This window comes from Collinsella aerofaciens (assembly GCF_020709435.1).
GTDB classification, from domain to species: Bacteria; Actinomycetota; Coriobacteriia; order Coriobacteriales; family Coriobacteriaceae; genus Collinsella; species Collinsella aerofaciens_AU.
In genome coordinates, this window is sequence record NZ_JAJFDP010000059.1 from 1 (window position 1) to 295 (window position 295).

The following is a 295-nucleotide window of genomic DNA, read 5'->3' on the forward strand; positions in this document are numbered from 1 at the left end:
ACATCCTGGTCATCTCCACGCCGACCGACCTGCCCAACTTCGAGCGCCTGCTCGGGGACGGCTCGCGCTACGGCGTGAACCTCTCCTACGCCGAGCAGCCCTCGCCGGACGGCCTGGCGCAGGCCTTCACCATCGGCGAGGAGTTCATCGCCGGCGAGCCGTGTGCCCTGGTGCTCGGCGACAACATCTTCTACGGCAACGGCCTGTCGCGCCACCTGACGCGCGCCGTCCAGAACGCCGAGTCGGGCCGCGCCACGGTCTTCGGCTACCACGTGGACGACCCCGAGCGCTTCGG

Annotated in this window: 1 protein-coding gene; it reads left to right on the forward strand. The window is 70.2% G+C overall.

What is annotated here, in order from left to right; translation table 11 throughout:
* Positions 1–295, forward strand: a 295-nt coding sequence (locus tag LK493_RS10130) for a sugar phosphate nucleotidyltransferase (RefSeq protein WP_265333369.1), incomplete at both ends; no start/stop codon positions are given.